The organism is Paenibacillus sp. USHLN196 (genome assembly GCF_037144955.1).
GTDB lineage: Bacteria > Bacillota > Bacilli > Paenibacillales > Paenibacillaceae > Paenibacillus > Paenibacillus xylanexedens_C.
The window spans coordinates 1-238 of the sequence record NZ_JBBCYH010000058.1 but is presented as its reverse complement, the minus strand read 5'-3'; the positions used below and the strand labels follow the sequence as shown (position 1 = coordinate 238).

The following is a 238-nucleotide window of genomic DNA, read 5'->3' as shown; positions in this document are numbered from 1 at the left end:
ACCCTGCGGTCCAAGTACCATCGGCGCTAGAGGGCTTAACGGTCGTGTTCGGGATGGGTACGTGTGGAACCCCTCCGCCATCGCCACCAAACGCATAGCTTAGCTTACATTCCAGAGTTGTTGTTCTCTGAAAACTAGATTCGAAACGAAACATGCGATTTAGAACTTGCTATTGGATAAGCCCTCGACCGATTAGTACTGGTCAGCTCCATGCATTGCTGCACTTCCACCCCCAGCC

The 238-nt window shown here is 52.1% G+C and carries 1 rRNA gene; it reads right to left on the bottom strand.

Annotated features, from left to right (window positions below):
- A 5S ribosomal RNA gene (gene rrf, locus WFI24_RS34315) occupies positions 1 to 91 on the bottom strand; the annotation flags it as partial.
- Positions 92 to 238 lie beyond the last annotated feature (147 nt).